Origin of the sequence: Edaphobacter paludis (assembly GCF_039993895.1) — a bacterium.
In the GTDB taxonomy this organism is placed as follows: Bacteria; Acidobacteriota; Terriglobia; order Terriglobales; family Acidobacteriaceae; genus Edaphobacter; species Edaphobacter paludis.
Map to the genome: position 1 here is coordinate 373189 of NZ_CP121194.1, position 25228 is coordinate 398416.

18 protein-coding genes are annotated in these 25228 nt (G+C 56.7%); 13 read left to right on the forward strand and 5 right to left on the reverse strand.

Translation table 11 applies throughout. The features are described 5' to 3' along the window. Positions 1–21: 21 nt before the first annotated feature. The 3 genes from P4G45_RS01220 to P4G45_RS01230 all read right to left on the reverse strand — a co-directional run bounded on the left by P4G45_RS01220 (position 22) and on the right by P4G45_RS01230 (position 4059). Positions 22–2319 carry a tetratricopeptide repeat protein gene (locus tag P4G45_RS01220; protein ID WP_348267878.1) on the reverse strand — a complete coding sequence of 766 codons (2298 nt, stop codon included), beginning with the start codon at positions 2317–2319 and terminating at the stop codon, positions 22–24. A 112-nt stretch (positions 2320–2431) separates the two neighbouring features. Beyond that, positions 2432–3109, reverse strand: coding sequence for an exosortase C-terminal domain/associated protein EpsI (locus tag P4G45_RS01225; RefSeq protein ID WP_348267879.1), 678 nt, complete (start codon positions 3107–3109; stop codon positions 2432–2434). Continuing rightward, positions 3106–4059 carry an exosortase/archaeosortase family protein gene (locus P4G45_RS01230; RefSeq protein WP_348267880.1) on the reverse strand — a complete coding sequence of 318 codons (954 nt, stop codon included), beginning with the start codon at positions 4057–4059 and terminating at the stop codon, positions 3106–3108. Before P4G45_RS01230 ends, P4G45_RS01225 begins: the two co-directional genes overlap by 4 nt. 323 nt (positions 4060–4382) lie before the next feature. Here P4G45_RS01230 and P4G45_RS01235 point away from each other — a divergent pair, with 323 nt between their 5' ends. From P4G45_RS01235 to P4G45_RS01260, 6 genes are all read left to right on the forward strand, one after another. Next, positions 4383–5273: a polysaccharide biosynthesis/export family protein gene (locus P4G45_RS01235; protein ID WP_348267881.1), complete on the forward strand. Its 891-nt coding sequence runs from the start codon at positions 4383–4385 to the stop codon at positions 5271–5273. A 38-nt stretch (positions 5274–5311) separates the two neighbouring features. Beyond that, the gene (locus P4G45_RS01240; protein ID WP_348267882.1) at positions 5312–6625 is read left to right on the forward strand and encodes a hypothetical protein; all 1314 of its coding nucleotides are present in this window, start codon (positions 5312–5314) and stop codon (positions 6623–6625) included. 9 nt (positions 6626–6634) lie between these two features. Continuing rightward, positions 6635–8164: a Wzz/FepE/Etk N-terminal domain-containing protein gene (locus P4G45_RS01245; protein WP_348267883.1), complete on the forward strand. Its 1530-nt coding sequence runs from the start codon at positions 6635–6637 to the stop codon at positions 8162–8164. A 2-nt stretch (positions 8165–8166) separates the two neighbouring features. After that, positions 8167–9102 carry an AAA family ATPase gene (locus tag P4G45_RS01250; RefSeq protein WP_348267884.1) on the forward strand — a complete coding sequence of 312 codons (936 nt, stop codon included), beginning with the start codon at positions 8167–8169 and terminating at the stop codon, positions 9100–9102. After that, positions 9099–10067, forward strand: a complete 969-nt coding sequence (locus P4G45_RS01255; protein ID WP_348267885.1) for a CpsD/CapB family tyrosine-protein kinase — start codon at positions 9099–9101, stop codon at positions 10065–10067. Before P4G45_RS01250 ends, P4G45_RS01255 begins: the two co-directional genes overlap by 4 nt. A gap of 245 nt (positions 10068–10312) precedes the next feature. Beyond that, a complete protein-coding gene (locus P4G45_RS01260; protein WP_348267886.1) occupies positions 10313–11689 on the forward strand; it encodes a TIGR03013 family XrtA/PEP-CTERM system glycosyltransferase in 1377 nt (458 codons plus the stop codon). A gap of 48 nt (positions 11690–11737) precedes the next feature. Here the strand turns inward: P4G45_RS01260 and P4G45_RS01265 are convergent, their stop codons facing one another. Continuing rightward, entirely contained in the window at positions 11738–12829 is a 1092-nt protein-coding gene (locus P4G45_RS01265) for a sigma-54 dependent transcriptional regulator (protein ID WP_348267887.1), read from the reverse strand. A 510-nt stretch (positions 12830–13339) separates the two neighbouring features. Here P4G45_RS01265 and P4G45_RS01270 point away from each other — a divergent pair. The 3 genes from P4G45_RS01270 to P4G45_RS01280 are packed head-to-tail and all read left to right on the forward strand — an operon-like array spanning position 13340 to position 16153. Next, positions 13340–14767 (forward strand): sigma-54 dependent transcriptional regulator, encoded by a 1428-nt coding sequence (locus tag P4G45_RS01270; protein ID WP_348267888.1) that lies wholly within the window; start codon positions 13340–13342, stop codon positions 14765–14767. Next, the gene (locus P4G45_RS01275) at positions 14767–15267 is read left to right on the forward strand and encodes a hypothetical protein (protein ID WP_348267889.1); all 501 of its coding nucleotides are present in this window, start codon (positions 14767–14769) and stop codon (positions 15265–15267) included. The genes P4G45_RS01270 and P4G45_RS01275 overlap by 1 nt, the downstream gene beginning before the upstream one ends. Before the next feature lie 58 nt (positions 15268–15325). Beyond that, positions 15326–16153, forward strand: coding sequence for a VCBS repeat-containing protein (locus tag P4G45_RS01280; RefSeq protein ID WP_348267890.1), 828 nt, complete (start codon positions 15326–15328; stop codon positions 16151–16153). On the opposite strand, the gene P4G45_RS01285 is transcribed toward P4G45_RS01280, so the two are convergent. Continuing rightward, positions 16150–17433, reverse strand: coding sequence for a glycoside hydrolase family 99-like domain-containing protein (locus P4G45_RS01285; RefSeq protein ID WP_348267891.1), 1284 nt, complete (start codon positions 17431–17433; stop codon positions 16150–16152). The genes P4G45_RS01280 and P4G45_RS01285 overlap by 4 nt on opposite strands. A 329-nt stretch (positions 17434–17762) precedes the next feature. On the opposite strand from P4G45_RS01285, the gene P4G45_RS01290 reads away from it, so the two are divergent. From P4G45_RS01290 to P4G45_RS01305, 4 genes are all read left to right on the forward strand, one after another. Further along, positions 17763–20657 (forward strand): glycoside hydrolase family 38 C-terminal domain-containing protein, encoded by a 2895-nt coding sequence (locus tag P4G45_RS01290; protein WP_348267892.1) that lies wholly within the window; start codon positions 17763–17765, stop codon positions 20655–20657. 59 nt (positions 20658–20716) lie between these two features. After that, the gene (locus tag P4G45_RS01295) at positions 20717–22816 is read left to right on the forward strand and encodes a DUF5054 domain-containing protein (RefSeq protein WP_348267893.1); all 2100 of its coding nucleotides are present in this window, start codon (positions 20717–20719) and stop codon (positions 22814–22816) included. A gap of 236 nt (positions 22817–23052) precedes the next feature. Further along, on the forward strand, positions 23053–23964 hold the full coding sequence (locus P4G45_RS01300; protein WP_348267894.1) for a tetratricopeptide repeat protein: 912 nt from the start codon (positions 23053–23055) through the stop codon (positions 23962–23964). 73 nt (positions 23965–24037) lie between these two features. Next, positions 24038–25198 carry an acyl-CoA dehydrogenase gene (locus P4G45_RS01305; protein WP_348267895.1) on the forward strand — a complete coding sequence of 387 codons (1161 nt, stop codon included), beginning with the start codon at positions 24038–24040 and terminating at the stop codon, positions 25196–25198. Positions 25199–25228 lie beyond the last annotated feature (30 nt).

Genomic DNA, 25228 nt, shown 5'->3' on the forward strand with positions numbered 1-25228 from the left:
CCTGACCATGGCTGAGCCTTATCAACCGATAAGGCTCAGTTCTTTTTCTGCATCCTTTGCCGTCTGAGTATTCGGAGCGAGGGCGGCGGCCTTCTTCAGATGCAGCGAAGCGTTGGCTTTATCGGAGAGTTTGCTGTAGATCATGCCCAGGTGATATTGGACTGAGGCGTTGTCCGGAAAAGTCTTCAGCGTATCTTCCAATAGATCCCGTGCCGAATCGTAATTTCCTTTCTGGTAATTGACCCATGCCAATGTGTCGGCCGTATCGGCTGAATTCGGCAATTCGCGGCGTGCAGTCTGTGCCAGCGACAAGGCCACATCAAGGTTGCCTCCTGTCTCCGTCATCAGGTAGGCCAGGTTGTTTGAGGCGACAGCCTGATCAGGCTCAATCGAGAGTGCCTTTTTATAAGAGGCGCTGGCGCCATCACGATCTCCCTGTGCTTCCTGCAGGGTGCCCAATATGGTGAAAGCCTGGGCATCGTTGGGGTGGTCTTTCGTCCACTGTTGCCACGTAGCAATTGCATGTGCCGTGTCGCCGACGCCAACCTGCGCACGGGCGTAGGCCATCACAGCTGCCTGGTCTTTCGGGTTGATCTGCATTGCCTTCTGGGCCGATGTGAGCGAGCCGTGGGCGTCGCCCGTCTGCATCTGGAGGCTTGCAAGCAGGTCATACATCTCGCTGTTTTGTGGAGCCTTGGCAATCTGCTCCTGTACCCGGCTCAGCGCTTTTGCCGGCTGCTTTTCAAACAAATCGGTAGAAACCAGCAGACTCAAGGCGCGTGAAGAGTTCGGGTTGTACTGAAGCGACTCTTCCAGCAGACTCTGCGCCTCAGGAATCTTCTTCTGGACCAGGCGAAGCTGAGCCATCTCCAGATAAGCGCTGGGATTCTTGGGATCGATTTTGATGGCCTGCTTGAAGTCGGCCTCCGCCTTGTCCCATAGCTTCTGGCTCGCCTCGGCCATCCCACGCCACAGGTAGGGAATTGCCGACTGGGGAGCGATGGCGATGGCTGCCTCTGCTACCTGTGCCAACGTGGTGTAATCGTGAAGCTGCATGGAAACCTGTGCCAAGCCGCTCTGCGCCTCCAGGTTCCTCGGATTGATACGCGAAGCATCCCGGAAGCTCTCTTGGGCAACATTGGTGTCTCCCTTGGCCAGGGCAGCACGGCCCAGCCAAAGCTTGACCTGCAGGTTCTCCGGATTGGCCTTTGCAGCCTTTTGCAGCACTCCGAATGCCTCGTCCGTCTTGCCATCGTCGAGCAGGACCATGCTCTTCAATACAGCGACTTCCGGAAGATTGCTGTCCGTTTTGCTGAGTTCATCTGAAATCTGCCGCACCTTCGCAATGTCGTGTTTCGCCAGCAAAATTTGTGCATAGGCGAGCTTCAGGGGAGCACTCTTCGGATGCTTCGAAACCAGATCGGCATAGGCTGCGGCGCCCTTGTCGTACTGGTTGGTGCGTATATAGTACGAAGCCAGCAGATCGGCGCCGGTACTGTTGTCGTTGAGCTCGTCGGTCGCCTGGTGAAGGGTATCTTCTACCTTCGCGGTATCGTTGCGGCGGATATAGAAGTTGGCCAGACTGGCGCGCGCGATGATGTTCTTTGGATCGGCGGTGATGGCATTCTTCAGCTGATCCTCCGCTCCCTGCAGGTCATTCTTCTTTTCGAGTAACGCTGCCAGCACGAGATGTGCATTTACGTTCTTGCCGTCAAGCGATACGGCCTTGCGAAGTTGCTCTTCGGCGGAGCTACCGGTTGCCGGATCGGAGGCTTCCAGCAATCCAAGCGAGGCGTGGAAGGCCGCGCGGTTCGGGTCGATGGCCAGGGCTTGATTGATTTGCTTAAGCGCCTCGGCGCGGTCTCCCTTCGTCGCCGCCACGGCGGAGAGTAAAGCGTATGCATCGGCATTATTGTTTTGTATTGCGAGGACAGCGTTTGCCTGGTCGACGGCCTTGTCCATCTGATGGCCCGCCAGCAGCAGGTTGCCCAAGTCGATGCGCGCCTGTAGATTGTTGGGCTGCAGATCCACCGTTCGCAGCAGTTCCGTGTATCCCTGCATCATGGCGCCTTGCTTCAGGTAGACCTTGGATAGTTCGTAGTGCGCCTCCCCAAAGTTGTGGTCCACCTTTAGCGCGTTCGAGAATTGGATCGAAGCTTCCTTCAGTTTTCCCTGGTCTTCATAGCGCTTTCCACTATCCAGATAGCGGTGTTTCAACTTGTTGGGATCGCGTTTGCAGCCCATATTGAGACCTAATGTGAGAGCCAGACCCAGAACTACCAAAACCCGATATGCCGCCGGAGTGAGTGATGTCTTCATTACGCTTCCTCGATCCTTCTTCAAAACAAACTTTTGACTCGTAGTGTGTTATCTATGCCATTGGTGGCATGAAACACACATCCTGTATCAAGCAATCTTTGTTCCACTGCCTCTAGTTCGGTATAAACCGGGGCAGCATGGGCGCCAGCAGGCCGGTAAAGCGAACGGCGCGCCCGCGTGCATCCGCTACGGTCTCTGTTGGTGAAATCTGGGTGATGACGCGTACCAGGGCGCCATCGGTACGATCCATGCGGATAGCGTCGGCGACCATATAAGCCCTCGCTACATATTCATTTGGGATGCTTCGCCCATGTGCCTGGTACCAGTAGATAACGAACTGTCTCGTCTCTCCATTGCTTATCTGGTATTCCCCCACCCTGAAGCTCTTGCCAGTAGCGTCCGTGATCGTGGTGTAGCGATGGGAATCAAATGTCCAACCCGCTCCCGGCAGGCAATTCTGCGGCGAGTGAATGGACTGGCCGGTGCGTTGTGTCGGGAAGTAGCCGATAAAGAGTCCGATCGGCAGGTTGGCGTCCACCGGATCCGATGTCTGGCTTACGTTCATGGGTTGCGAACTGGTATAAACCCGATTGAGAAAGTCCCCCTTGCCCAGCACCGCGAGCACGTCGTCACCAATGGGCAGATCTTGCCCGGTCCACTGGCCGATCGTCTCCGGCATTCGGCTCAACGGTTCGCTGGCGGGGACGCGATCGGTATCGCCGCGGCTATGCAGGATCAATGCGGTTACGACAAGCAGAAGAACAACTGTCCAAAATCGGGGAGATTTCATGCTTTTTTTCCAGTCGCCGGCAAAATAAGCTCCATCACCCGATGAACGAGGTAAAGGCAGCAGAGAGAGATGACAAACATCACCCAGCCGGAAAACTCGTGAAAGAACCCAAGTGCCTTGTCCGGGTCCCAATATTGCACACACAGGCCAGTGCCGACGATGCGGACAACATTGGCTGCGACCGCGATGGGGATACTGGCAAGAGCCAGAATGGTCCGGCGCGATGTAGTGCGTTCAAGGAAATATCCATAGAAAATTGCCAGTGCAAACAGGCTCATCAACGAGCGGATACCGCTGCAGGCCTCAGCGACCTCTAGCTTCATCACCGGTAGTTGGATGACATTGCCTTCCTGGAGCACCGGAACGCCGAGCATTGGCAGAATGTCGCTGGCGATCCGCGACGCCAGGAGCTGCAGGGGAAACGTTATGTGGTTGAAGATGATGGCGGGAATAGGAATGGCAAGGATCAGGACGAGCAGGGGAAACCGCAGTTCGCGCAGCATCTTCCCACCAAAGAACGTCCATATCAAGCCCCCCATCAGAAAGATGAAGGACATACGGGTGGTAAAGAGCTCAACCCCGTAGACTCCGAGGATCAGGAGAATGATTGCAAAGACGATGAGGGATACTCCACTCCACGTCGGCCGAACAGGAGTGGCACTGAGGCTCTCTCTCTTGTCCCATATAAGGTATCCGGCAAAAAGCGGCACCAGGAACCCATGAGAATAGTCCGGGATCGTATACCAGTCGTAGATCAGTTTGCCTGCAATGCGGTAATAGATCACAACCAGCAGGGCAGAGATGATCGCGTACGGCAGCCAACCGTATCTGCGGGGTTCGCCAGCGCTCTCTAAGCGGACAGACCCACTGTCCTGCCGGTTTGCAAGCAGCTCAGGGGAGTGAGATTCGGCTTGGGCGCTGCCTGTCATTCGTAGGACGTTATACTTCACAGATCTCCTGTATGCAATTTACATGCCGTTGCGATGCGGTCCTATCTTTTCTGAAATGGACGTCTATCGTCTCCAAAGTGGAAGGTAACCGGTCACGTTATGGAAAAAAAGTTCCTATAGCTGTCGCTGATTTGCATGCACGTATGATGGATGTATCTTGTGATTCTCCTCCTTTTTGGATTATCGACCATAAATAAATTGAGCGATATGCCGCCTATCGACGGAACAAGCAAAATATTGCAGCTTTTTGGCCGAACTTGCTCCAATCCTCCTGTTTGGCATCCTTCGTGCATCTGAACAAGGGTACTTACCAAAGGATTCCCATGATTGTAGGCTTCACGAAAAAAAGCAGACAGTTCGCATGCCGGGCGGCTAGCAACAACAGCCATTCTCGCACCACGGTTCATTGCTGGGCCGGGTCAACTTCTGGAAAAGCCATCGATTCTACGCCGCTTGCACGGTATCCCTTATCGGGCCGCTACCGGATAATCGAGACAAAAACGCTGAAAAAGGAAGCAGATGAGGCAGAATGGAATAAGCCCGTTTCCGGCCTGAAGAGGGGAAGTTATCCAATGAAGTGGTCTCTAGTCATGTTCATCGCGATGTTGTTTGCGGTTCCCACTGCCGGAGTTGCACAGCAGGCGGAAGCCTCTGGGCCTGCAGCCGCTCAGAGCTCCGCACCATCTGTTGCTGACGCATCGCAGGCAATCGCTAAAGCGGACAAGTCGGATACAGCGCATTATGTGATCGGCGCTGAGGACACGCTCCAGATCACCGTCTGGAAGGAACCCACCCTTTCGGGTACGGTTCCGGTCCGGCCCGACGGCAGAATCTCGCTCGTTTTGCTGGGCGACCTCCCTGCTGCGGGAATGACACCCATGCAACTTGCCGCCGACATCGCACAGCGACTCAAGAAGTACATCCAGGATCCCAGCGTTTCGGTTGTTGTGCTTGCGGTCAACAGCCAGCGTATCTTCATCATCGGAGAAGTGGGACATGTTGGCGCAGTCTCCATGACGGCAGGAATGACTCCTTTGCAGGCAATTGCCGCTGCAGGTGGTTTAAGTCCCTTTGCGCACGCCAAAAGTATCTACATTCTGCGCGGCACAGGAGCTGCCCAGAAGAAAATTCCATTCAACTATAAAAAGGCGCTGAAAGGCGACGATAAACAGGACGTTTCTCTCGAACCTGGCGACACGATTGTGGTCCCATGAGCAACGAACCCATGAGAAGTTTACCCATAGCCCGATCTATGAAGATTTGTCTTGCCGTCCTGGCCTTCGCCGCGGTCACTGCCACAGCGGCCTCCGCTCAGGCCGCGCCTGCCGGTTCCATGTCGCCCACCGTCGGCCCAGGTCTTCCAGCGATCGACGGGCTCTTCCATTACGCCTTAAGCGGCGCGGAGCAAGTGGAGACCGGATATAGCGGCTCGGGTACCGGGTACTCGACTAGTCTCTCCGGCGATGCTTCTTACAGTTCCAAAAGTGAAGCTCGGCCATTCAGCATGGTCTATGCCGGTGGTGTTCTTTTAGGAAACCAGTATGGACGCAGTGCGACGACTTTTCAGAACTTCGCCGTCTCTCAAGGCCTGGTGACGGGGAATTGGCTCTTCGATGTCTCCGATTCGGTCAGCTATCTGCCTGAATCGCCGACCACCGGGCTCTCCGGTATTCCCGGTTTAGGCGATCTCGGCTCGCAACCCCTCCAGGGACCATCGACCGGCCCTGCTGGCGGCATTCTGACAAATAATTCCACCAGTATCAGCAACGGGCTCACCGGCAGCGTCGAACGTCGACTCACCAGCCTGACCTCGATCAGCGGCAATGGGTCGTGGACGATTCTTCGCTTCCCTGACCAGGGCGGCCTGGATAACACGCAATACTTGGGAGAGGTTGGTCTTAACCACCGGATTGACGCACGGGATACGGTCAGCGGTAATGTGAGTTATTCCACGTTCAGCTACGGATCAGGCATCAATCTCACAGTCCAAACGCGCGGTATCAACGGGGTATTCCAACGCGTATTAAGCCGGACGCTCAATGTGACCGTCTCCGCTGGTCCCCAGTGGATATCCAGCTCGAATAGCGCTTTGATCCCTTCCCGGGTAACTGTGGCGACCGACGCCAGCCTCGTCTACAGTAAACAATTTACAAATGCAGGCTTCAGTTATGTACGAGGAGTCAACGGAGGCTCCGGCGTCCAGCCAGGCGCATTGTCCGACACCTTCACTGGATCGGTGGCCAGATCATATGGCCGCGACTGGATGGCCTCTCTCACCGCAGACTACACTCGCACTTCGGGCTTGTTGCAGCCGTCGGCACTTGTAGCCGCTCCTGGCCTCGGGCTCGCGCTTCCCTACGCGGGAGGCTCGGGCAATACCGCCTACGGTGGCGTCCAGGTTTCGCGCAGACTAGGCAATTCGTTTTCCGGCTTCGCCAGCTATAACCTTCAACATCAATCTATCGACAGCTCGCTGGCCTCGCAAAATGCCTTCAGCGGTCTTATTCAGACGTTTGGAATCGGGATCACCTACTCTCCCCGCTCTACTCGCCTCGGTCAGTTTTAAGGAGTCATCATGCTTGGCCATCGCGTACTGAATCTCGAAGACTACGCCACCATTCTCAAACGGAGATGGTGGATCATCGCCATTCCGACGCTCATTTTGCCGATCGTCGCTTACGGAATCAGCCATTTCGTGCAACCCCGCTACGTCTCGCAAACGCTTGTTCTTGTCGAGCAGCAGAAGGTTCCCGACAGTTACGTTAAGCCGGTTGTTACCGAAGACCTGAGCGCTCGACTCGCCACGATGAAGGAGCAGATCCTGAGCCGCTCCCGTCTGGAGCCCATCATTGAGCGCTTCAATCTTTATGGGACCACCAAGATGTCCATGGACGACCGCATTGATGCGGTTCGAAAGAACATCGAGATCAAGCCGATCCAATCGACGATCCCCGGAGCGGGCGGCTTGCCGGGCTTCTTCATCTCTTACCAGGCCAGCGAGGCGCGCACCGCCCAGCTCGTCTGCGGCGAAATCACTTCGCTCTTCGTCAACGAAAGCATCAGCGACCGCACCGCCTCCGCCGAGGGGACCACTGCCTTCCTGCAGGCACAGCTTGCCGATGCGAAGCGCAATCTCGACGATCAGGATGCCAAACTAGCCCGCTTCCAGGAACAGAACTCCGGAAGGCTTCCCGACGAACAGGGCGCCAACTTGAATATGTTGAACAGTTTGAACACCCAGTTGGACGCTGCAACGCAGGCGCTGGCGCGGCTTGAGCAGGATAAGAGCTACGAAGAGGCGATGCTTGCCCAGCAGAGTGCCCAGGGTTCCACGTCCGCTGGAGGGACCGTAGCTCCGCAGACCCAACAAGCTGAATTAGATGGGCTTCTTAGCCAGGAAGCTGATCTGACCTCCCGCTACACCGACGATTATCCTGATGTAGTTACTGTCCGCCGCAAGATCAAGGAACTCCGCGCGCAGATGGCGAAAGCTCCCGAGCCATCTACTGCCCCGGCCTCCTCTGCTCCGAGCCGTCACGATTCCCTGAGCGTACAGCAGCTTCGCGCACAGCTTCGTGCGCTGGACCAGGCAATCACCCAGAAAAAGCACGATCAGGCCGAACTTCAGGTCCAGATCCGCGGCTACCAGGGACGGATTCAGTCCACCCCGGCTGTGCAGGAGCAGTTCAAAAATATCACTCGCGATTACCAGACCGCGCAACAGTTCTATGATGATCTCCTCGGCAAGATGAACCAGTCGAAGATGGCAACCGATCTCGAGAAGCGTCAGCAGGGAGAGAACTTCAAGGTCATGGACGAGCCCAACCTTCCCGAAGCGCCGACGTCTCCGAACCGTCTGGTCTTCGCGACTGTGGGTTTTGCTGCAGGCATCGCGCTTGGCCTGTTGATCGTGGCCCTCATTGAATATCGCGACACCGCAGTGCGCAGCGAACGCGATATCTGGGCGTTCACTAAGCTACCTACCCTGGCCGTCATCGGGTTCGCTGGCGACGAGCAGCCTGCGCCCTCTAAACATATTTGGCCATTTCGTCGTCGACCAGACATCCCAGCGGATACCAAGCCGCTGATGAACGCAGGCGGGTAAGCATGTATAAAAGCTTTTACAAACTGCAAAGCAGCCCGTTCGGGACCAGCCCGGACCCGCGGTTCCTCTACATGATGCCGCACACCCGTGAGGCGCTGGCCTGCCTGGAGTATGGCATCTCTGCTCGCAAGGGGTTCACTGTTCTCACTGGCGAGGTAGGCACCGGAAAGACGACCCTACTGCGTTGTGCCCTGAGTTCCTTCAGTACCCGACGCGTATGTACGTCCTTCGTCTTCAACCCTCGACTCGAAACATTGGACTTTCTGGAGTTCGTACTTACCGACTTCGGCATCGTTCCGGCGTCCCGGACCAAGTCCGGCATGCTCTTGCAGCTCAATCGCTGGCTGATCGAGCGGTTTCGCATGGAAGAAACCTGCGTCGTCGTCGTTGATGAGGCGCAGAACCTCTCCTGGGAGTTGCTTGAGGAGATTCGCCTCCTTACCAACCTGGAGACCTCGTCAGAGAAGCTTCTGCAGATCGTGCTCTCCGGCCAGCCCGAGCTCGAGGAGAAGCTTCGTCATCCGAGCGTGCGTCAGCTTCGCCAGCGCGTCTCGCTTTGGTGCCGCACCCAATCGCTTACCGACGCCCAGACCCATTCCTATGTGGCCGAGCGTCTTCGCATAGCCGGTGCCTCCTGGCCGATATTTTCCGATCAGGCGCTCAATCTAGTCCATCGCTTCAGCCGCGGCATTCCCCGCATCATCAACCTGCTCTGCGAGCACTCGCTCATTTTGGGCTATGTGGAGCAGATGCGCGAGATTACTCCGGCCATCGTGGAAAACGTAGCAATTGAACTGGAACTCGAGACCCAGCCATTTCTTATCTCCTCCGCAGCAATGGGTGGCGGAGGCATGTCGTCGCCGCGCTCCATATCCGACGAGGCCCCTAGCTTCGGCACAGTTTTTAATGGTGATCCCACGGGAAGGCAAGACCGATGAGCCGCATTTACGAAGCACTCCAGAAAGCAGAATCCGAGCGTAAGCTGGACCAACACGAGCCACGAGCCTCCGAGCAGCAGATTGATTTGGAGCCTCTCACGCAGACCGCTGTCGCAGAGGCGGAATATGAGTCGCCCGTCGCCGCACCACCGGCAGCGGAGCGTTCCTCCAGATATGTTGCTCCGGTTGCCACCGCTCCTGCCGTAGCCAACGGCACGCTCGATCTAAGCAAGATCGTCCGACGGCCCTGGAGCCCGTCGTTCTCCCAGCTTCCTGCTCTCCTGCAACGCGGACCAGCCGTTGAGCAGTTCCGCAGCCTGCGCTCGCGGATCTTCGAACTGCGCGACGTCAGCCCGCTTAAGTCGATCCTGATCAGCAGCGGCATGCCACAGGAAGGCAAGAGCTTTGTCTCCGTGAATCTCGCCCTTAGCCTGGCGCGCCATAAGAACAGCAAGGTGCTCTTGATCGATGGTGATATGCGTCGCTACACCACGCACCAGCTCCTTGGCTGCGAGTCCCAACCGGGATTGGCCGACTATCTCGGAGGCAAGGTCGGAATAGTGGAGATCATGCAGCGGGCTGAGGATATGCCGGTCACGGATGCCACAAAGCAGCAGCCCACGTTGCCCAACCTTACCTTTATCGCCGGAGGCAACGGTGGAGACAAGGCAGCAGATCTCTCGGGCAGCCCGCGATTCGGCGATCTGATCCGCCAGGCCTCCCCTTATTTTGATTGGATCATCGTCGACTCTTCGCCCGTCCTCCCCGTTTCGGATGCTGTCAACCTCGCTCGGTCCTGTGATGGCGTTCTTCTGGTTGCCCGCGGCGGAGTCACGAAATTTCCGATCGCTCAACGTGCGCAGAGCGAGCTGAAAGCCTCGAAGATTCTCGGCTTTGTGCTCAACGCCGTTCACGAAGCTCCCTTGATCGGAAGCTATTATGGATACGACGCGAAGAGTGAATAAGAACATGCTTAGAAATTAGAGACGAAAGATGTCTTGTATTGTTTGTATTACGGCATCATCCTGTCACTGGGCACAGCCGCGCAGGGACAGGCAGTGATACATTGCCGTCGCCATTCTTTGCTGTACTCCCGAACGCAGTGAACGCTCCCCCCGTTTCTTTTCACTCGTTATCTGGGAAGGTGATTGATATCGCCCGCTGTATTTCATGATTTTTTGACAGGTTTCAAGAGAGAGCAATCGACGTAATGATCCGGTTATTCAACGTCTACTATCCAACGCGCACCATCGTTCTACTGTTGTGCGAAGCGCTGATTATCGGCGGTTCCTTTCTGCTGGCGACCGTGCTGATCGCCGGGCCTGACAGTTACCTCATTCTTAATTTTGAATACGGCTGGGTTAAGATTGTCAGCCTAATAATCCTTACCCTCCTGATTTCCTACTACTTCGATCTGTATGAGCCGCAGCGCATCTCCGAGCACTGGGAGATCTACTTTCGCCTCCTTCTAGTCCTGGGTTTCCTGTCCTTCCTGCTCTCAGGTGTGATCTATCTCTATCCCGGCGCGGACATAGCTCACTCCGTCCTGCTGCTGGGCCTCATATTCCTTACCGGGTCGCTGGTGGCGTGGCGCAGGGCTTACGAGTGGCTCATCGGCAGGGAGGCTTTCCGCGAGAGAGTCTACATCCTCGGCAACGGTGAACGCGCCCAGATGGTCGCCCAACTCCTCCGCACCCGCAAAGATGCAGGCATGGAGGTCGTTGGATGCGATGGCTTCGCCGCAAGTGCGCAAGACCAAAATCAGGTATTTGCTGCGGCTCTTAGCGATGTCGATGGCAGCAAGCATCACATTGACCGTGTAATTGTTGCCCTAGAGGACCGACGCGGTTCGCTGCCTCTCCGCGAGATGCTCAAGCTCCGCTTCAACGGCGTAATCATTGAAGAATCAGGTGCTTTGCTGGAGCGGTTGACCGGCAAGCTATATCTCGACGGTCTTCGTCCCAGCAACTTCATCTATAGCGAAGGCTTCCGCGTAAAGCCGTCGCAGCAGATCGCCCGTCGCCTCGTCTCTACTTTGACGGCAGCCTTGGGGCTGCTTCTGTTTCTACCGTTCTTTCCTTTTGTCGTTCTGATGGTTCGCCTATCGTCCCCCGGCCCCATCTTCTTCCGCCAGACCCGGGTGGGCATGAACGGTCGCAACTTCTCCGTCTACAAATTTCGAACCATGCGAACAGACGCCGAAGCAGCCGGCGCCAAGTGGGCCACGAAAAACGATCCTCGAGTCACAAGAGTCGGCATGTTTATGCGCAAGACAAGGCTCGACGAGGTTCCTCAGCTTTGGAATGTATTGCGCGGCGACATGGGCTTCGTTGGTCCTCGCCCTGAGCGGCCTGAGTTCGTTCCCTGGCTCTCCGAGCAGATTCCCTACTTCGATCTGCGCCACATGATTCGTCCGGGTCTCACAGGATGGGCCCAAGTTCGCTACGGCTACGGAGCCACCCTCGCCCAAAGCCGCGAAAAACTGGAGTTTGACCTTTATTACATCAAACACATGTCTCTCGGGCTCGATCTTCTCATCATGTTCGAAACAGTTAAGACCATTATCCGTCGCCAGGGAGCGCAATAGGACAGGATCGTCAAAACCCCGTTGACTGGGACTGTCCTATGGAAAATTTTAGTAAATCCTGCCTCGCGATGATAGCGCCGGTTTCAGCGTTCTTTCAGATGTCTTTTTGACCAGCCCTGGAATCCGCAACGGTCGCGGTGGAACCTCAGGCATGCCTACCTCGCTCAACTTGTAAAGCAGCGACCGATAGCTGATTTGAAGCCACTTAGCCGTCTTTTGCCGGTTCCAGCTATTCTCCTGCAGCACTTTCAAAATGATCTGGCGCTCGAGATCCTGTGTAGCTTTTTTCGTAATGTCCTTCAGGGACACCGGTTCGCTCAGATCAATTTCCGTCGTAATGCCACTCCGCGGCGTCTCCGGCATCAACTCTGCAACCAGTGCATCTTCGCTACCTATAAGGACGTAGCTCCGGATCAGGTTCTCCAACTGCCGGATGTTGCCCGGCCAATGGTAGTTCTGCATCAACCGTACAGCGCTCTTGGAGAGTAACTCCGGTGCATGGTGGAAAACTTTTGCATAGTGGTCAATAAAATAATCGATCAGAATTGGAAGATCCGCGATTCGCTGCCTCAGCGGCGGAAGATTAATAGTTACCGCGTTGATTCTAAAGAGAAAATCAAGTCGGAACGTCCCATCCTCCACCTGATTACGGAGGTCGCAGTTTGCGGCGGATACCAGCCGGGTAGTAATCGTGCGAGGATCATGGCCACCCACGCGAGTAAAGGTTCCGTCTTGCAATACCTGCAATAACTTGGCTTGTACGGCCAGGTCGAGACTTCCCACCTCGTCGAGGAACAGAGTTCCCAGGTGCGCCTGCTCCACTCTGCCCTGTTTGGTCGACATGGCACCGGTAAAGGCACCCTTTTCATATCCGAACAGCTCGGTCTCCAGCAGAGAATGCGGTATGGCTGGACAACTCACCTTGACGAGAGATCCGCTGGCCCGCTTGGAAAGAGCATGGAGCAGGCGGACGCAGACCTCTTTGCCTGTTCCACTTTCCCCTTGAATGAGAACGGGCACGTCAGTCTCCGCAACCCGTTCTAACTTGTTCCGGACCGCCTGCATCGCTGCGGTCTTCCCAAAGATGATATCGAGAGGCGGGAGATTGAGTGCAGCAACGGATTCCGATTGGTGAATCAAGATTATTTTCCTATCAAGGTGCAGGGGCACAGTAAAAGCAATACTCTATCTGTTGCACGTCGATAACCAATCAGATAGTAGCAAGAGAGCTGAATTCGTTTTTGGCTTCAAAGGGAGAGCCGCGAAAAATATTACGGTCGAAGCGAGTCTGTAATCCTGTATTTATCAACCTTTCTACAGTCACAGGGAAAATGTTTACCAAAGTAATCTGCAAAAAAATGGTATTTTCTTATCTGCTGCAACGATCGTTGCATAGTAAGCTAGACCTGTCCGGGAAGGGGAAAGGGAAAACCTTTATCCCTTTTCTCGGCAAACTTGTTAACATTTTTTTCTTTGGCAGTCCTTTTAGCACGATCTAAAATTCCTTCATCTAAGTTTCCAGTGTTCCTGAGGGCCTGCTTGGACGAATAGATCGAAGGCCCAGTTTGGACTCAAATAGTGAAGGCTTGAGTTCTCGAGTATCGCAAGTTTTGGGTCCGTTGACCCAAAACGGCGAAAAGAGGTTTTTGTATGTCAGCTTCGCTGTCTTATCCGGTCTCTGCCTCGAAGTCCATTGCGAAATCGCGGGCCCAGATTCTTATCCTGGAGCCAGACCTGGCGGTTCTTGACTATCTCCGATCAACTCTCAGAGGGAAATACGCGCTTAACCTGTTCTCTGAAGAACAGACCCTGCTCGACCGACTCGATCAGCACGACGATCCTGATCTTTTGTTGCTCGCATTGCATAGCAATCGTGATCCCATTCCCCTCCTGACCCAGGTTCGTTGCACAAAGCCGCATCTTCCTGTGATTGTGCTTTCGGGCTCGTCTGAGTTGCGTGACATTGAAACGGTCATCAGGCTCGGAGTCCGCGCTATCGTGATGAAGCCGTTCGTTGGCTGCGATGTGGAAGCAACCATCGAAGAGCATCTTGCCTCTGCGGACAAGAAGACGTCCGCGGACACGCCTCGCGAAATTCCTCTCAATGAGACGCATTCCTTTGTCCGCTCCAGCAAACGTATGCGCGATCTGGAGTCCCAGGCAGCGCTTGTCGCCCGGGCAGATATCCCTCTGCTCATTCTGGGGGAAAGCGGCACGGGTAAAGAGATACTTGCGTTGTACACGCATATGATGTCGGCCCGCAGCCAGCATATTTTTTTGAAGGTCAATTGTGCGGCGGTTCCTGCCGAGCTTCTCGAAAGCGAACTGTTCGGTTATGAGCAAGGGGCGTTTACTGGTGCAATCAAGACCAAGCCCGGCAAGTTTGAGGTCTGCACCGGAGGAACAATTTTTCTGGATGAAATCGGAGAGATGCCGGCCATCCTGCAAGCCAAGTTATTGCAGGTCCTGCAGGACGGAACTTTTTCGCGTCTGGGTAGTCGTGCTCCCATGAAGGTTGATGTGCGCGTAATTGCGGCAACGAATATCAACATGAAAGAAGCAATGGCACAGAAGACGTTTCGCGAGGATTTGTACTATCGCTTGAATGGCTTCACGTTGAATATTCCGCCGCTGCGCGAACGCCGGGAGGAGATTCCTGTACTTGCTGAGTACTTTATGCGAAAGGGAGCGAAGCGATATGGCCGTGACGAGCTCTCATTTTCCCCGAAGCTGATGAACGCCCTGACTGAGCACGTCTGGCCGGGTAACTTGCGCGAGTTGGAAAATGTCGTGAACCGCTATCTCGTCCTGGGAGACGAACGGGCCATTCTGGAAGAGCTTTCTCCCTCAAACGGCACTCAAAGCACTTCCAGTCCGGTTGCGGAGACGCCTGGCAGTGCAGGGCTCAAGGCGCTTGTCCGAGGGTTAAAGGGCGATGCAGAAGCAACAGCGATTGCACGGGTACTCGAGGGCACGGGATGGAACCGGAAGGCTGCGGCAAGCGATCTTCAAATCAGTTATAAGGCGTTGCTCTACAAGATCAAGCAATACGATCTCTCGCCGCGGAGTCAAGCTTAGTGGCACACCTTGAAGATGGTGAAGCGGGCAATATACATAGGATCGTCGTCCGATATGAAGATCGTGCGGTGCGTGGGTTCGCGGATATAACTGATCTGGGGTCGGTTGAGGAGCTTCTGCATGGTACGCAGGAGTCTCCTTTGGAGTCCATTCGTTTGCGTTTATTGGACTCTCAGGTAGTCCAGGAGGTGCCCACCAAGGACGCCAAGGCGGTTTTTTTCGTCAAGACGTTTGAAGGGGATCTCAAACACCGTGCACTGCATTTTCATGGGCACGCTCCTGTGCTGGACGGGCTTTGGGTACGGGTGTACTTCCATGACAGCGAGATGATCGAAGGGATTGTTAGCAATAACTCCGATTTTGTCCTCCAGGACGGGTTCTTTTTAATGCCCACCGATCCGAATGGCAATAACAAGCTGGTTTATGTGCTCAAGGGCAAGCTTAAAGATTTTCACGTATTGGGCTTACGGAACCCGTCCAAGAGCCTCCATAAAGCTTGACGCGGAGAGGTGACAGTGTTCCGGTCCGCGAGTTAGTCTTTCTTCAGGAAGGAACTCGATGATCCGGAGCCGCATCCGACCGAACCCGACGACCTGCCTTCTTGTAACCGCCCTTGCGGTTGCTGTATTTTCTCCAATCCCCACATGGGCAGCCGGGCCTGGTACTTTGCCCACAGTCGCATCGGCGGCCAGCCCTTCGACCAGCGCCGCGGCATCCGATTCCGACGATACACCGGATCAAGCGTCACATCTGCTGGTGATGGCTGACTTTAACCGCGACGGTACCGCCGATATTGCGCGGGCTGTATTGCCTGCGGGAGATGAGTCCGGGCCAGCTTTGCTGACGGTATCGCTGGGCCAGGCAGATGGCACCTACAAGCAGGTGTTCTCTCGAACAGTGCTGGGACACGCCCCCCGGTATATCGTTGCCGGTGATTTTAACCAGGACGGATTTCCAGACGTGATCGTAGGAGACGATGACGGTGAACTGATGCTGTTTGCTGGAGATGGCACAGGCAATCTGGTTGCTGCCGGTGATATCGCCCACCTCAGCTCGGTCGTGTCGATTGTCGTTGCTGACTTCAACCACGATGGCATCCTGGACGTGGCCGTCACTGACTGGCGCGCGAGTTCGGTGACCGTGTTTCTTGGCGCTGGCAAAGGTCTATTCCGGAAAGAATGGTCCGTTCCTTTGCGAATGCCGGGCACTTCCCCACACCTCGCCGCAGCGGACTTTAATGGAGACGGAATTCCGGACCTGGCAGTGGTGTACGACGATGATGAAGGGGCCACTTTCGATGTCCTGCTTGGCAACGGCAAAGGCGACTTTACGCTTTCTCCAGGGCTGAGTTTGACCAGAGACCCGAACTCACATTGCGTGACCTAGTCCTTAACAGCGCGGCGCAGTGCTTCGAGATAGCTGTAGCCCCAGTACGTATCGGGAAGCAACACGCCGTCCTCGGTCCATTCGTTCCATGCGTTGAGATAGATCAGCTTCTGGTGTGGACTGGAAGCGACAAAATGCCTTGCAGCACGGACCAGCCGTTCGAACTGATCGGGACTGCGATTCGTCGCAACGCAGGAGAACTCACCGAAGCGCGGGCTGTCGTCCCATCCGACCGAGCAGGTGGGATGAAACGGAACCTGGGATTCCTTTCGCAGCTCCGGCCAGGATGCGACTGCCTCCGCGGCTCCGGTTCCGTAGGGAATGCGTGATCCGGGAGGCTTGGAACCATAGGTCCAGCCGAAGGTGCCGTACTGCACAGCGCTGTCGAAGCCAAGATCATGCAGACGGCCCTGATATTTACTGAAACCGTTACAAACCTGGAGATGAAGCTTGGGGAAGCCCAGTTTGTGCGCGCGTTCGCGCACCACGGCCAGCGACCGTCGCAGGCCATCTTCGCCTAATTGCTCGACCACCTTGCCGGCATCGAAGATTCCGAACACCGGAGCCCCATTGAAGGTGAGATAGTTCGACTGGCTGAAATAGTGCTCGGCGCAGTAGTTGCACACCCGCTCAAAATCTTGAATCGAATGTCGCTGAGGAGTAAGGATGGCGGCATCGTCCGGAGAACGCGCGGGGTAGACATTTTTCCAGTCGTGATTGGCCCACATAATGGCGAACTTCAGCTTGTCGCGATTAGGAGCCTTCAGGAGTCCACGTTCCAGCTGCTCCTGATAAAACTGCAGTCCATCGTGCCAGTACCAGTCAATCATCCATGCGTCGACGCCATAGGTAGAGGCGAGATCGATCTCTCTCGCGGCCCATGCTGGATCCGACTCATCGTAATAGCCCCACAGAGGAAAATGCGGCATCGTGTGACCGGGAAAGAGGGCGCGGGAGTTGCGCAGCGTATCGAACTCTGTCCATCCCTTGCCGAAGTGCTCTTCCATATAGGGCGACGGGTGCCAACTAGGGAAGTTGAAGGCGATGACGGTGACATCACGCGGCGCGCTCAGTTCCTTCGTTCCTAGTACCTGATGAAGACGCTCCGGGCTGAAGTAGGCCGCGGTTGCTGCGTCTCCGATCAACCCGGTCGGCGTCGAAGGGAGTTGGCTCGTTGCGGAGGTTTTGCTATCGGTGGCTTGTGCGAGGGAGCTGGCAGGCCGAAATGCGCCAGCTATTCCAGCTTGTACCGCGGAGGTGAGAAGTTTGCGTCGATTCAAGCCATTTTCTCCCTGCCAGGCGGGGAATACTGTATCGCCCCGGCCCAACCACTATATGCAAGTTGGGCTGGAGTGGAAAATCTTCGCCAGGGAAAGGAAAGAAGCTGCACATAGCTGTGTTTGCCCCCATCGCAATCGACTCCACTTGTACTGGCGACAGGAGAAAGCTTCCATCCATCCACCCTTCGTCCGTCTTGTAGCGAGACTTTGCTGACGATGTCGTACTCAAGAAATTCAGCTGATTCGGGCGCCATGGATTGCCGCTCCTTATCCTGTATCTTGTGTTACTTGAGAGGTTTGCAAAAAAACGAAGCGGGGAGTATCTCAGGATGAAGCGAAGGGATGTATTGAAGGGTCTTTCGATTGTGGCCGGTGGCGCGTTGTGTACGACACCTGCCTTGTCAGCGTTTGCTTTTGGAGAGGACAAGGCGCAGGCTCCGCCGCCACTGGCGCTTCCAATTCGCGGATTGGTGAGGAAGAATGGCAAGCTGATGCAGCCAATCCAGATCTCCATACGGCATTCCGGTGGGGACGCTGCCGCGGTGACGACGCTCGATGGCGCGGAGATCGACAGGAGGGCGCTGACCTCAGGACAGAACACATTTAATGTGCTGATTGCACCGGTGACGGAGGCACGCGATGGCTCGATCGTCGTGAAGGTGGGGGAAAGCGGCAGTTCGGCGTCGGTCAAGCTGCAACCAGTCCGCAAGGTGCTGATCTACGTGCTGCCGCACTCGCACCATGATCTTGGATACACGGATCTTCAGGCGAATGTGGAAGAGAAGCAGATGCAGAACATCACGCTGGGCATGGAAATGGCCAGGAAGACGGCAAGCTATCCCGAGGGGTCGCGGTTTGTGTGGAACCTCGAAGTGCTGTGGGGTGCGGACCTGTATATGCGACGACGGTCACAGGCGGAGAAGGATGCATTAATCGCAGCGGTGAAAAATGGCTGGGTGGCCATCAACGGGATGTATGCGAATGAGTTGACGGGGTTGTGTCGGCCAGAGGAGTTGATGCAACTGTTCCGCTATGGGACGGAGCTGGGGAAGACCTGCGGCGTACGTGTGGACTCGGCGATGATCAGCGATGTGCCGGGATATACGTGGGGCACGGTGACCGCGATGGCGCAGGCGGGGATACGGTACTTCTCAGCCGCGCCGAATTTCTTCGACCGTATTGGCAGCCTGATGGCGGAGTGGCAGGACAAGCCGTTCTGGGCGGTGTCGCCTTCGGGCAAAGAGAAGGTGCTGGTATGGATTCCGTGGACGGGATATGCGATGTCGCACGTGATGAAGCTGAGTCCCGAGTTTGTGGGTAAGTATCAGGACCGTCTGGATACAGCGGGATTCAAGTATGACATCTCGTATATTCGCTGGTCGGGTCACGGAGATAATGCGGTGCCCGATCCTGAGTTGAGCGAGTTTATTAAAGGATGGAACGAAGAATACGAGTGGCCCAAGTTTCACATCTCTTCAACGAGCGAGGCGTTCTCCGCATTCGAGAAGCGGCATGGAACGGAGATTCCGGAGATGCATGGAGACTTGACCCCGTATTGGGAGGATGGCGCGGGGTCGTCGGCACTGGAGACGAAGCTGAATCGCGTGGCGGCGGACAGGCTGACGCAGGCTGAGGCGCTGGGAGCGATGTTTTCGCCGACCGCCCTGAGCACGGCCAAGGTGAATGAGGCGTGGCGGAACATCCTGCTGTACTCCGAGCACACGTGGGGAGCGTGGTGCAGTGTCTCGGACTCGGAGAGCGACTTTACCAAGAAGCAGTGGGATGTGAAACGGCAGTTCGCGGTGGATGCGGAGAGTATGTCGAAGGCGTTGCTCGCTGAGACCCTGCAGGCAGCGGGAGCTGGTACGGATGCCTCGGTGATCGATGTGCATAATTCGACTTCGTGGCCGCGGAGTGAGCTGGTAGTGCTCTCGGCTGCGATGTCCGCCGCAGGCGACCATGTGAAGACTGAACGTGGTGCTTCGGTGCCGTCTCAGCGGTTGTCTACGGGCGAGCTGGCGTTTTTGGCACATGATGTTCCGGCGTTTGGGAGTGCGCGTTTTCGTCTCTCGGGCGCGAAGGCATTGGCTCCGGCGAAACATGCGATGTTCCAAGACGGCGTACTCGATAACGGGATCGTTCGAGTGAAGCTCGATCCGGCAAGCGGAAATCTGGTCGAGCTATCGCAGCATGGGAGGGCTGAGAATCTGGTCGATAGCAGCCAGGGACAGGCGGCCAATGAGTATCTCTTCCTCGAAGGAAGCGATGTGACCAAGGTGCAGCAGAGCGGGACGGCAACGATCCATGTCGAAGAGGCGGGGCCATTGGTGGCCTCGGTGCGGATCGAGTCGGCTGCGCCGGGATGCAAGAGCCTGGTGCGCAGGGTTCGACTTGTCGCCGGGGAGGATCACGTCGAGCTCACAAATATTGTCGACAAGAAGCGAGCTCCATTGAATCCTCATCCCGGCAAGGGCGGCCCCGGCGATGACTTTGCGCAGCGCGAGGCCAAGGAGAGCGTACAGTTCGCGTTTCCATTTGCGGTGCGCGATGGGGCCATGCGGATGGACATTCCGCTGGGGGTGATGCGCCCTGAGATCGATCAGCTTCCCGGAGCGTGCAGGAACTGGTTGCCAGTGGGGCGTTGGATCGACGTGTCGAATGCCGAGCATGGCGTGACCTGGGTGACACTGGATGCTCCGCTGGTGGAGGTAGGTGAGATTTCGGCGAATATGCTGGGATCGCAGCGCGACCCGAAGTTGTGGCGCAAATACATTGCGCCCACGCAAACGTTTTACTCGTGGGCGATGAATAACCACTGGGGCACGAACTATCGCGCGTATCAGGAGGGCGTGGTGGAGTTTCGCTATGCGCTGCGGCCTCACGCGGGATACGACGCGGCGGCTGCGGGTCGTTTTGCAATTGGCTTGTCACAGCCGCTGGTGACGACGGTGGCGAGTGCTGCCGCGGTGAAGCCCGCATTGTTGCGGATCGAGCCGGAGGATGTGCTCGCGCTGGCGCTCAAGACCAGCGAGGATGGCGAGAGCACCGTCATCCGGCTGTTAGGGGCATCAGGCGAAGAAAGGCAGGCGAAGTTGACGTGGGCCGCGCCGCAACAGCCGCAGCTTTGGCTGAGTGATTTGAGCGAGCAACGAGTGAAGCGCATCGACGGCGAGGTAACGGTGGCGGGTTGGGACCTTGTGACTCTGCGCGCCGATCACGCTTGATCCCTGCTCCCGCTTCGGCAAGAAGATGATTTGATGAGCACACAAAATATGGAGGGGTAATGAAGCGTCGAGAGTTTCTCAGGTCCGCAGCATTGACGGCTGCGGCTTCAGCCGCGCTTTCACCATGGCAGAGGGCTGCTATAGCGCAGCAGGGTACGCCAGAGCCAGCCGTTCAGGAGGACGTGAAGCGGGTAGTGGCGGTATTCAAGTGTCATCTCGATATCGGCTTCACGGATACGCAGGCGAACGTGATGCAGAAGTATTTCAAACAGTACTATCCGCAGGCGATGGCGATCGCGGCGCAACGAAGGCAGGCAGGGCAGGACCGGTATGTGTGGACGACCGGATCGTGGTTGCTCTACGAGTATCTGGAACAGGCGAGCAGCGACGAGCGGCGGCGTATGGAACAGGCCGTCGCTCAGGGAGACGTTGCATGGCATTCGCTGCCGTTCAGTTGGCAGACGGAGATGCTCGACCGCTCGATGATCGAGGGCTGCCTAGGACTTTCGACGACACTCGATCAACGGTTCGGACACAAAACGATCGCAGGCAAGATGACGGATGTCCCGTGTCATTCGCGGGGGATCGTCGCTCCTCTGGCGGCGGGTGGGGTCCGGCTGCTGGACATTGGAGTGAATCCAGCGAGCACGCCGCCGGAGGTTCCAGATGTCTTCCTGTGGAGGGAGCCGCAGGGTTCAGAGATTGCGGTGCTCTATCACAAGCACGATTACGGGAGCATCGTGCGGGTGCCGAATTCAGATCTGGCGGTGTCGGTGCAGGTGCGGAGCGACAACTCGGGGCCGCACACGATGAAGGAGATCGATGGAATATACGCTGGGCTGCGGCGGCAATTTCCCAATGCGAAGATCGTTGCGGGCAGTCTGAGCGACGTTGCGACCGAGATGGAAGCGACGCGCGCGAACCTGCCAGTCGTGACGGAAGAGATTGGCGACACCTGGATCTACGGAGCGCCGAGCGATCCGCCGAAGATCGCGCGGTATCGTGAGATGGCACGGCTACGCGGCGAGTGGCTTGCGGGCAAACGGATGAATGTGGGGGACGCGACCGATCGTCAACTGCTGCGGCGGCTGGCGCTGGCGGTTGAGCATACCTGGGGCACGGACACCAAGCGGTACATCGACCACGATCATTACTCGCCGAAGGAGCTGGCGGCGTACATCCATACGCCGGGCTACCAGACGATGGAGCGGAGCTGGCAGGAGAAGCGCGACGACATCGATGCGGGCATTGCAAATTTGCCGGAGGGGCTGCAAGACGAGGCGAAGAAGCGGCTGGAGACACTGCGTGTGAAAGCGCCAGACCACTCTGCAATGCAGGCGCAGGATGCGAAGAGGGAGATTCACACGAAGCACTTTGACCTGATGCTCGACCCGGAGACGGGATGCATTCAGAGGCTGGTGAACAAGCGGACGGGGCGGTCATGGGCGTCGAAGAAGAATCCACTGGCACTGTTCACCTATCAGACGCTTTCGCAGACGGATTACACTGCGTTTCTTGCAACGTATGTGCGGAGCAAGGAGTGGTGGGCGCCGCAGGACTTTGGCAAGCCGAATATTGAGCGTTTTCAGGCTGAGTCGCGCGAGTGGCATCCTGTGCTCAAGCGAATGTGGACGGCGGAACATCCAGAGCATCATCGCGTGTTGGCGGAACTTGCCGTGGACGATGCGGCGGCGGAGCAGCGCGGGCTGGTGGCGTGGCCGGCATCGATGTATCTGGAGCTGGTCTTTCCTAATGCCGAGCCTGTGATGCAGCTTACGTTTTATGCAATGGCCAAGGCCCCGAACCGTATGCCGGAGTCAATGTGGCTTACGTTCATGCCCGAGACGGTGGTCGAGCCGAAGTGGAGCTTTGAGAAGGTGAACCAGGAGGTACTGCCCGGCGATGTGGTGCGAGGCGGCGGCCGTAGGATGCACGCAGTAACGTCGAAGTTTACCTGCGCCGACGGCAAGGACCGGCTGACGATCACGACGCTCGATGCGCCGGTGGTGGCGCTGGGATCGAGGTCGCCGCTGAACTTCAGCAGGGAACTGCCCGACCTGCGGCAGGGCGTGCATGTAAATCTTTTCAACAATGCGTGGGGCACGAACTACCCGCAGTGGGCTGGAGGGGACTGGATGTATCGCTTCATGCTGTCGTAATGAGGTCGAGATAGAAACCTGCACTATTTTTCCCACGTCCTAAAATCCGGACAAGGAGACCTATGGTTTGGGGGGATCGGGCCGTTCATGGCCTCGGAACCCGATTTGGTACGCGATATCCACTGTTATTTAGTGGACCAGGAAGAAAGAAGCTTGATTGGTGCGGGTTTGGACGGCATACTGCAACAAGAGTTTTGCTGGATCGAACTTTCGGACGGGACAACAGAGACACTGACGTGACCCGATACTGCCGTCAAGACGTTTTACGAATCCTGCACTTGCATGCTCGCCAATTGGTGGCGTGGGAGCGAGCGGGACTGATTTCTCCCACTGAACATTACAGTTTTGAAGAGCTGGGCAGGCTGCGGACGCTGCGCGATCTGCAGGCTACGACGCGCATCTCGGCCAAGAGCATACGCGCTTCGGTGGATGCGATGCAGCGCGTGGGCGGCATGCGCAATCCGTTAATGGAGGCCAGCGCGGTAAGACGTGGGTCGCGGCTGGCGTTTCGGTATGGAGGCGCGCTGGTCGATCCACTGACCCAGCAGCTTGCCTTCGATTTTGCGACGACCACTGGACGGCAGTTGAGCGTAGTACGGGCGGGGGGGCACGATCCGGGCCGGCAAGCTGCTGAGGTGCAGGAGATGTTTCTCCGGGCGGTGAAGCTCGAAGAGAACCCGACGACGATTCCGGCAGCGATGGAGATCTACGAAGAGATCCTGGCGATTCGGCCGGAACATGCTCCGGCGCTCATTAATCTGGGAACGATTCATTACAATCTGCGGGAGTATGAGGCGGCGGAAGGTCTTTACCGGCGGGCGACGCTGGCCGACCCCGATTATGCGCTGGCGTTCTTCGATCTGGGCAACGTGCTGGACGAGATGCAGCAGTTGGAAGGGGCGACCGCGGCTTATCAGAAGGCTGTTGCGCTGGTCCCACAATATGCGGATGCGCACTACAATCTGGCGCTTGCCTATGAGCGGCAGGGGCAGCGGCGGCGGGCACTGCGGCACTGGTTAATGTATGTACGACTGGACCCCACGGGGCCTTGGTCGAGCCATGCAAAGGATCAGGCGCGGAAGATCCTGAATGCGGAGAAGTTGTCGATTGTGAGCCGGGGTGGCCGGTTGGTGAAGGTGGCTGGGTAGAGTCGTAACGTGGTGGGGTTCTTCGAGCCAACGCACATTTGGGTGGGCGTAACCTCTTTAACGAGGTGAATGAATGGGTGAGCAGTGTAGGGGTGCAGCTCCGCTGACGCAGTTGGACGAAGATGAGCGCATGTTTCGCGACACCGTGCGGCGGTTTGCCATAGAGCAGATCAGGCCTCTGGTGCGAGTGATGGATGAGGCCCAGCAGATGGATGCGGGAATCGTTCGGCAACTGTTTGGGCTGGGGTTGATGGGGATTGCTGTTCCCGAAGAGTATGGCGGGGCGGGTGGGAGTTTTTTTGAGGCGATCCTCGCGGTGGAGGAGCTTTCGGCTGTTGACCCAGCGGTTGGGGTGCTGGTCGATGTGCAGAATACGCTTTGCGTAAATGCGCTGGTCCGGTGGGCGACGGAGGAACAGAAGCGTCAGTGGCTTCCCCGGCTGGCGGCGGACACGGTGGGGGCTTATGCGTTGAGCGAGGCAGGCTCGGGGTCGGACGCGTTTGCATTGCAGACTCGGGCCGTACGGCGTGGGGATGACTATGTGCTTAACGGGCAGAAGCTGTGGATTACGAACGCTAAGGAAGCGGGGCTGTTTATCGTCTTCGCAACGGTCGATCCTGTGGCTGGATATAAGGGGATTACGGCGTTTGTAGTGGAGAAAGGCGCGGCCGGATTCACGCTCGGCAAGAAGGAAGACAAGCTTGGGATTCGGGCATCGAGCACGTGTGAGCTGGTCTTTCGGGATTGTGTTGTGCCTGCGAATCAGGTGCTCGGCGAGGTTGGCCGGGGCTACAAGATCGCCATCGAGACACTGAATGAGGGGCGGATTGGCATCGGCGCGCAGATGCTGGGGCTGGCAACCGGGGCATGGGGTTACGCGGCGCAGTGGGCCAGAGAACGGAAACAGTTTGGCAAGGCGCTGGTGGAGTTTCAGGCAATGCAGTTTCAGTTGGCGGAGATGGCGACTGAGATCGAAGCGGCGCGTTTGATGGTCTACAACGCCGCCCGGCTAAAGGATGCAGGTGCGGACTTTTTAAAAGAGGCTGCCATGTGCAAGTACTTTGCTTCGCAGGTGGCGGAGCGGGTGGCGAGTCTGGCGGTGGAGGTCTTCGGCGGGTCCGGATTTGTTAAGGACTATCCGGTGGAGAAGCTCTATCGCGATGCAAAGATCGGGAAGATTTATGAAGGAACCTCATTTATGCAGCTGGCCACGATTGCGAAGTTACTGCTTTAACTGCGTTCCCCGTAAAGCGCAATTTTAAGA